Below are 7,828 nucleotides of genomic sequence, written 5' to 3'. Positions count from 1 at the left end.
TGGAATAACAGAAAGTCGATTCCTTAAAAAGTTAGGGAATCGGCTTTTTTATGTTAATCTGCTTAGTGTACAGAATTTCTGCATTTCTGCATAATGTAGGGGTGCAGTTCAGACAATCAGCCTTCTCTTATGGAACTAAAGGGGCAGGATAGTTGAAGAGTGCTGTTTGATCTTTATTCAACAATTGGACCAGGTAATTAAATAACATTTGTTGATCAAAAGGGAGAATTTTAGAAAAGTTTTGTGTTAACTAATTATGTGTAAAATATACCAAACACCCTCTTATAGGTAAGCCAAATAAGAGGGTGTTTAACATTATAGAAAAGTAAAAACAATAAGTTATTTTACTTCAAAGTGTTTGGCCATTATCAATTGTAAAAACTTGGCCTGTGATAGATTTTTGAGTCAATTGAAAAAGAATAGCCTCTGCAATATTGTCTGGTGTTGAAATTCTCTTAAGTGGTAAGTTGCCCGTAAGTTGATACATCTTTTCTTCATTACCAGACCACCACCTTGTATCAACTGCACCAGGAGCTATACTATTCACTCTGATATAAGGTGCTAATGCGATCGCTAACGACCTTGTCATTGTGTGAATTGCTGATTTTGTTGCTGCATACGGGATGGATGAACCTATTCCGGTCGTTCCTGCCACGCTGCCCATGTTAACAATCACACCTGATTGTTGCTTCTTCATATAAGGGACAACAGCTTTTACGCAATGAAACATTCCTTTCACATTTACGCTGAAAAGGGAATCCCACACTTCATCTGTTACGGCGTCTAAGTCATCCATAGCTATTTGAGCTGTAATGCTCGCATTGTTTACTAAACTATCTACCGTCCCAAATGATGTAACAGTTTGGGATACCATATCATTCACTTCTTTTTCTATCGCTACATTCGCTCTAAATGCGAATGCAGTGCCTCCTAGCTGTGTAATCTCATTGACAACTTCTACAGCTTCTTTTTCCGATCGGCTATAATTAATAACAACTTTTGCTCCTGCATCTGCTAATTTCAAAGCAGTTGCTTTTCCAACACCAGTGCCACCACCAGTTATAATGACTACTTTATCTGTTAAGTCCATTCTAAATCATCCTTACTTTGTTTGATTTAATATGTTCTATTTTACCTTTACGTAAATCAAGAGGATAATAGTGAATAATAAGGGGGATATCATTTTAAATGATACCAGTGGAGGAATGTATTCTTGGAAAGCCATGATTTGAGGATTTTTAAACATGTTGCAGAACTGCAATCAATATCTAAAGCTGCTGAAAAATTGGGCTATGTACAACCTAACGTCAGTCAGAGAATTAAAAGTTTGGAAGATGAACTAGGCGTCAGATTATTTATACGTAATAATAGAGGGGTAACATTGACCGAGGAGGGGAACGTTTTATTAGAGTATACAAATCAAATTATACTACTAATGGATGAAGCCAAATCATTAATTAATCCTAAAAAGTGGAGGGAACCTTTAACAATAGGTGCATCCCAAACGATTTCTGCAGTTAGAATTCCTCAGCTGTTTTCTTCTTTTTTGAGGGAACATAAAAATATTGATGTAAAAGTAAGAACAAATGATAAGCAAAAGTTACAAGAAATGCTTTCCTATGGAGAACTTGATGGTGTTTTTATAAATGGTACGTATAATTACTCACAGTTCGAAACTGTTTATAGTTATTTTGAAGAAGTCATGCTCATTTCACCTAAGCAAAATCAAATTGAAAAGAAACAAGATCAAACTTTACTTATTAATAGCGACCCAGATTGTATTTATAGAAACATACTGTTAGATTTTTCTAACAAAAGTAATTTTAAATATCCAACTATCATGGAATTTGATTCGCTCGAATCTATTATACAAGCTGTTAATGATGGACTTGGCATCAGTATATTACCGGCAGACATTGCAAATAGCCGAAAAGAATTAAAAACAGTTCAATATCAAGAACTGTCTGAAAAAATCAGGATAGATTTTGTAATTAAACACAGAAAACAGCAACCGCAAAGTCTAAAAAAATTTATTCGTTTTTTACAGAGCTTATAATCTGGTATTAATTGGAAGAGTCTTTGTTTCCCATTCGATGCACTTAGAAATTAGTCTATTATTCCATTAAAGGGCGAGATTCTTGAAGAAGTTTCGCTTTTCTTAAGAACTAACGGGTGCTATAGCTGAAGATAGGAGCTGTCTTTAAGGCGGCTTTTCTTTATGCAACTATCGGGGCAGGATAGTTGAAGAGTGCTGTTTGACCTTTGTTCAACAATTGGGCCAGATTGTTGAACAACACTCTAAGGATAATTGGATATCTATTTTAAAATTAGAATAATTTATTTAATATAAACATAGGAAATAGAGGAATATAAATGGGGCTAAAAGCGAATATTTCTGAAAATCGAATTTATACGAAAGGTGTAATTGCGTTATTGTTATCAGCTTTATTAACTGCAACAAGCAAAGTATTTGTTGCTTTAAAACAAAGATGAACTGTTTTGAAAAAAGTCGCGTCGAGTAATGAATGGTTTAACGGTTATCCAGTGATTGTCTAAGAAAAATTTAAATAGAATGGATAGTAGGTGTGATTCATTAGTGAATAATAATTTGCTTCGGATAAAAGATTTTAGCAAGTTAACTGGCTTATCACGGAAAGCTTTGTATATTTATGATAAACATAATATTTTGAACCCTATATTTATTCATCCAGATAATGATTATCGATATTATGATCGAAATCAGCTTCTAGCTGCTAAACGAATAAATTTATTAAAACAAGCTGGGTTTACATTGAATGAAATTCGTGAAATCATGAATGGAAAATTGTCAGATGAAGAGATAAATAATTTAATAGATGAAAAGCTTCACCTAGAAATGAATAAAGTAAAAGCTGCCAATCAAGCAATAAATCAATTAGAAATCCTGAGTAATATGATTACTAAATCAAATAATGAGGTCAAAAAAGAGTATATAGAATCAGTGATTGTATATGAATACAATATAGAACCAAATGAAAATATATGTGTGGCGCTGAATAATTCAGATGAAATGATTAAAGGGCTGAAAGTGAGTGTGAAAGATAAGATTATTAAATATAAACTGATTGATAATCAAATATATCCTGTTAGCATCGCTCTACAAGTAGAAAATCAGAAATTAAATCACTTCGTTAACACAAGCTATTTTGGTTTTGATACGACGCAGATTTATTACGAAGTAAATCCTTATCAAGAAGAGTCGGCGCTAAAGATAAAAGAAATAATGGAAAATAACGAATTAGAATGGTCTGAACCCTATATTTATGAACGAATATTAAACCCTGACGATTATCTATATTCATCAAAGCGTCTTTCGATATTTATTTTTCCTTCTATATAATTGACCTTACCCCTAGGTTAACCTTTACACTCTCTTTAAAAGGAGGGAGTACACATGAAGAAAAATAAATATGCATTGGTGACGGGAGCATCTAGAGGAATAGGTAAGTCGGTCGCAATCCAACTTGCAACTGATGGATTTAATATATTGTTGCACTACAATCAAAACACTGAAAAAGCTAATGAGCTTAAAAAAGAAATTGAGTTAAGTGGCAGACAAGTGAAATTAATTCAAGGTGATTTTAATTCCAGTGAAGGAATTGAAGCATTTATAGAGAAAACTAGAAAAATGTTAATTGAAGAGAATGATGTAACATTACATACAATCGTTCATAATGCAGGACATGCTACGTCAAATGGATTTGGTGAAGTGGACTATGATGAGTTCGATCGACTATTTAATGCGAATGTTAAAGCTCCATATTTTATTACGCAATCATTAATCGAATTTTTAGAGTTCAATGGTAGAATAATTAACCTATCATCCGGTGTGACACGTATTGCATTTCCGCATATGATGGTATACAGCATGACAAAAGGTGCCATTAATACAATGACATTTACACTTGCCAAAGAGTTAGGGGCCAAAGGAATTACGGTTAATTCAGTGATGCCTGGAATCATTGACACGGATTCAACTGCTAACTGGCTACATACTGAAGAAGGCCAAGAAAATGCAAAGAATATGAGTGCTTTAAAAAGAGAGGGTCAACCCGAAGAAATTGCAAATGCTGTTTCGTTTCTAGCAAGTGAAAAAGGAAGTTTTATTACGGGGCATAATATGGATGTAACCGGAGGAAGTCATTTGTAATTGTGTAATGGGAATAAAAAGAAACTTTATATACTCATAGTTTTTAATGCAATTTTATTAAAAGAAATCGGGCGCGATTATTTAATAAGGTTCGCTTTTCTTGTTGAACTAACGGGTGCGTTAGTTGCTTAAGGAAGTTGTTTAAACGACTTTATTTCTGTTGATAGTTAAAGAAAATTTTAACACCGTCTGAATAATAGGACGGTGTTAAGTGCGTTTTATAAAAGCAAAATTAAACAACTGTATTGTCACCGATTAGTAAGTTAGTTAAATGTATGCTACTTATGCAATTTTTTGAAATTAATGATCTTGAAAAAAAGTAGAAATAGTAGATAACTAATCAAGGAAATAGTTAAAGATATAACCAATATCACAATTGAATTTGTAGTCTCATTTTGAATATATTTAAATGTAATTAATCCACCGTATCCCATAATAATACCGGATAAAATAACTTTGATAGTATCGATTAGGTTTAAATAAAGCCCAATTAATTTTTTAATTGAAAAGAAATGAAGGGATGTACCTAAGGTCAATCCTATATTTAAAGATAAGGCGACTCCATAAATCCCTAATTCAGGGTTTGAAGCCAGAAAGGCTATAGAAATTAAGGATATTATTGAAGCCACTAAATTATTTATCATGACAGTATTCGCTTTTCCTAAACCAATAAGTACTGCTTGAAAGGGAGTACGGAAATAGTGTAATAGAAAGAATGGCCCCATGATTTTAAGAAAAGTACCTGCTTCCGGTGACTTATATATCAGAGTCGTTAAGGGCTCTGCAAAAACGTACAAAATGATTGTCCATGGAACACCTACAATCAAAGCTATGTTAACAGCTTGTTGAATTCTTTTCTTAATAAGAAGGTGATTATTATTCTCTTTCGATTCACTAATGGCTGGTACTAAAGCTACTGATAAAGAATTAGTTACAAAACCCGGAAGAAGCATTAGAGGTATAGCATATCCCATCACAATACCATATTGTTTGGTAGCTAAAGCCGTTCCAATACCGGCCAGAGCCAAACTTTGTGTAATCAGAATGGGCTGAATAATTCCTATCAAAGATTGTATTAAGCCGTTTCCAGTTGTCGGCAGACCAGTTTTAAGTAAATCGAAGAAAACTTCCTTACCTTTGCTGATCTGTTTAATAAAGGAATGGTGTAATTTGAATTTTTTATGTTTGGACCATTTAAACACAGAGAATAAATATAGTAGAGAAAATCCTTCTCCAATAATGCCACAAAGAACTGCTCCAGCTGCAGCATATTCGATTCCGTAAGGAATAAGCCACTGAACTAGAAAAAATATAAGCCCAATTCTAACAACTTGCTCAATTACTTGGGATAGCGCAATTGGCGTCATGTTTTGTTTGCCACGGAAATATCCTTTTATGACTGAAGAAACTGCCACAATAGGGACTATCGGTATAACGGCAAGTAAAGAATAATAAGCTCTTTGATCTGTTAAGAAATGTGAAGATAATGCCTTAGCACCGAAAATTGCAATAATCATTAAAATTAATCCTAATAAGCTAGTAGTTACTAATGATACAACCAGGATTTTTTTTACACGTTTATAGTTTCCTTTTATTTCAGCTTCAGCAACCAGTTTAGATATAGCTATGGGAAGTCCTAACGTAGTTAATGTAATTAAAAGACCAGTAACAGGCATTGCCATCATGATAAGTCCGACGCCTTCAGGACCTATTACATTTGCTAATACTATCCCGTTGGCGAATCCCAATATCTTTGTAATGAATGCGGCAACTGTTAAAATCATAGTTCCTTTAAAAAGAGTTTGTTTAGTCATCAATTATTCACCCTTTATCTTGTCCATATTTGAATATATGCAGGATAAAGGTAAACTAGCTTTCTATATTTTTCTTTTTGTAGAACTAACGGGGCAGTTAGTTGAACAAGCAATAATTAAGAAATTAAATAAATAATTGAAATACACTTTTCATTGTGATACATTAAATGGAAATAAGAGGTGGACAAAATGCTATCATTTTTGAATAATTTTTCCCTGTCACAATTACATCATCATAACAAGTAGTCTTGCTATTCGATTTTTATAAATCGTATATAGGAAGGCTATTTATCATTGAACCGCATTGATTAAGTTTAAGAACTTTAATCAATGCGGTTTTTTATTTTTAAACAAACAATTGGAGGTAAAAAGATGAAAAAGATGGATTATCAAAATGTAAAGGGAACACAAGATTATTTACCACATGCAGAAGTAGTACGAAGCAATATTAGGAGAACATTAGAAGACGTTTTTATCCAATATGGGTGTAAACCTCTAGAAACGCCAATTTTAAATTACACAGAATTAATGGCTTCTAAGTATGGTGGGGGTGCTGAAATTTTAGAGGAAATGTATACATTAACAGACAGAGGAGAAAGAGATTTGGCATTGAGATACGACCTAACGATCCCATTTGCAAAGGTAGTTGCAATGAATCCAACAATGAGGATGCCTTTTAAAAGGTATGAAATAGGTAAAGTGTTCAGGGACGGTCCTATAAAAACTGGAAGGTTCCGTGAGTTTACTCAATGCGACGTTGATATTGTGGGAGTTAAATCTCAAATAGCTGAAGCAGAATTAATGATTATGGCATTGGATGCATTCCACAAACTCGATTTAAAGGTAATAATTCAATATAACAATCGAAAATTATTAACTGGAATGCTTCAAGTGTTTGAAACATCAGATGAAAAAATTAATAAAGTAGTATTAATACTTGATAAACTTGAAAAAGTTGGATTAGAAGCTGTTACTTCGGAGCTTACTGAACAGGGGCTGCAGCCTTCAACAGTCAAATTAATTAAACAGTTTTTAACCGATAAAAATAATACAAGTTATAGCTACTTTGAACCCTTTTCTGCACAAAGCGAACAGGTTAAACAAGGTTTAGAAGAATTAAAAGAACTGGAAACATACTTGGAATTCCTTGGTGTCAATAACCAATGTATATTTAATCCATTTTTAGCAAGAGGCTTGGAGATTTATACGGGTACTATTTATGAGATTTTTTTATCTGATAAAACAATTAAGTCAAGTATTGGTAGTGGGGGTAGATATGACAATGCTATCGGTGGACTTATCGGAACAAATGAGAACTTTTCTACAGTTGGAATATCATTTGGTTTAGATGTTATTTATACTGCTTTAAATACCTCGAAGAAAAAAATCTTAGAAAATCCTACTGTGGACTTTTATGTAATCCCAATAAATACGCAAAAAGAATCATTATTAGTGGCAAGACATCTAAGAAATAAAGGCTACAAGGTTGAGTATGAAATTGGGAACAAAAAGATTGGGAAAGCCTTAGATAAGGCAAACAAGGAGAATTTTCGTAACGTTATCATAATTGGGGAAGATGAAGTGAAAAATAATCAATTTAAAATCAAAGATATGTTCTCTGGCGAAGAAAGAATTGAATCTTTTGTTTTTAATAAATGATGAATATGAAAATTTCTTATTTTAACTAAACCAGCTAAGGCGCTGCAGTGATCTTCAGCAATTGGGCTCGATTCTTGAATAAGAACGCATTTCTTAATGAACTCCCTCAGTTTAATAGATAATGCTCACGAATACTCGCTTATTCGCAGGATTTCAAACCACATGG

General features: G+C 33.1%; 6 protein-coding genes. 4 read left to right on the top strand and 2 right to left on the bottom strand.

What is annotated here, in order from left to right; all coding sequences use genetic code 11:
• Positions 1–349 precede the first annotated feature (349 nt).
• Positions 350–1,090, bottom strand: a complete 741-nt coding sequence (locus N9I19_RS23405) for an SDR family NAD(P)-dependent oxidoreductase (RefSeq protein WP_317779143.1) — start codon at positions 1,088–1,090, stop codon at positions 350–352.
• 123 nt (positions 1,091–1,213) lie between these two features.
• On the opposite strand from N9I19_RS23405, the gene N9I19_RS23400 reads away from it, so the two are divergent.
• From N9I19_RS23400 to N9I19_RS23390, 3 genes are all read left to right on the top strand, one after another.
• Positions 1,214–2,056 (top strand): LysR family transcriptional regulator, encoded by an 843-nt coding sequence (locus tag N9I19_RS23400; RefSeq protein ID WP_251437068.1) that lies wholly within the window; start codon positions 1,214–1,216, stop codon positions 2,054–2,056.
• Positions 2,057–2,596: 540 nt separating this feature from the next.
• Positions 2,597–3,379: a MerR family transcriptional regulator gene (locus tag N9I19_RS23395; RefSeq protein WP_289320645.1), complete on the top strand. Its 783-nt coding sequence runs from the start codon at positions 2,597–2,599 to the stop codon at positions 3,377–3,379.
• Positions 3,380–3,433: 54 nt separating this feature from the next.
• The gene (locus N9I19_RS23390) at positions 3,434–4,189 is read left to right on the top strand and encodes an SDR family NAD(P)-dependent oxidoreductase (RefSeq protein ID WP_289320644.1); all 756 of its coding nucleotides are present in this window, start codon (positions 3,434–3,436) and stop codon (positions 4,187–4,189) included.
• Positions 4,190–4,467: 278 nt separating this feature from the next.
• Here N9I19_RS23390 and spoVB read toward each other — a convergent pair whose 3' ends face one another.
• A complete protein-coding gene (gene spoVB / locus N9I19_RS23385; protein ID WP_317779142.1) occupies positions 4,468–6,003 on the bottom strand; it encodes a stage V sporulation protein B in 1,536 nt (511 codons plus the stop codon).
• Between the two features lie 372 nt (positions 6,004–6,375).
• Between spoVB and N9I19_RS23380 the strand changes: the two genes are divergently transcribed.
• Positions 6,376–7,662, top strand: a complete 1,287-nt coding sequence (locus N9I19_RS23380; RefSeq protein ID WP_317779141.1) for a histidine--tRNA ligase — start codon at positions 6,376–6,378, stop codon at positions 7,660–7,662.
• Positions 7,663–7,828: the final 166 nt, after the last annotated feature.

This window comes from Peribacillus sp. CSMR9 (assembly GCF_033141925.1).
In the GTDB taxonomy this organism is placed as follows: Bacteria; Bacillota; Bacilli; order Bacillales; family DSM-1321; genus Peribacillus; species Peribacillus simplex_A.
The sequence above is the reverse complement of the archived record's forward strand: the minus strand, read 5'-3'. Positions and strand labels throughout refer to the sequence as shown.

What these genes read in the sequence shown, in the direction of transcription:
- spoVB (WP_317779142.1), bottom strand. Translation starts at nt 6,003, where the DNA reads ATGACTAAACAAACTCTTTTTAAAGGAACTATGATTTTAACAGTTGCC.
- N9I19_RS23390 (WP_289320644.1), top strand. Translation starts at nt 3,434, where the DNA reads ATGAAGAAAAATAAATATGCATTGGTGACGGGAGCATCTAGAGGAATA.
- N9I19_RS23405 (WP_317779143.1), bottom strand. Translation starts at nt 1,090, where the DNA reads ATGGACTTAACAGATAAAGTAGTCATTATAACTGGTGGTGGCACTGGT.
- N9I19_RS23380 (WP_317779141.1), top strand. Translation starts at nt 6,376, where the DNA reads ATGAAAAAGATGGATTATCAAAATGTAAAGGGAACACAAGATTATTTA.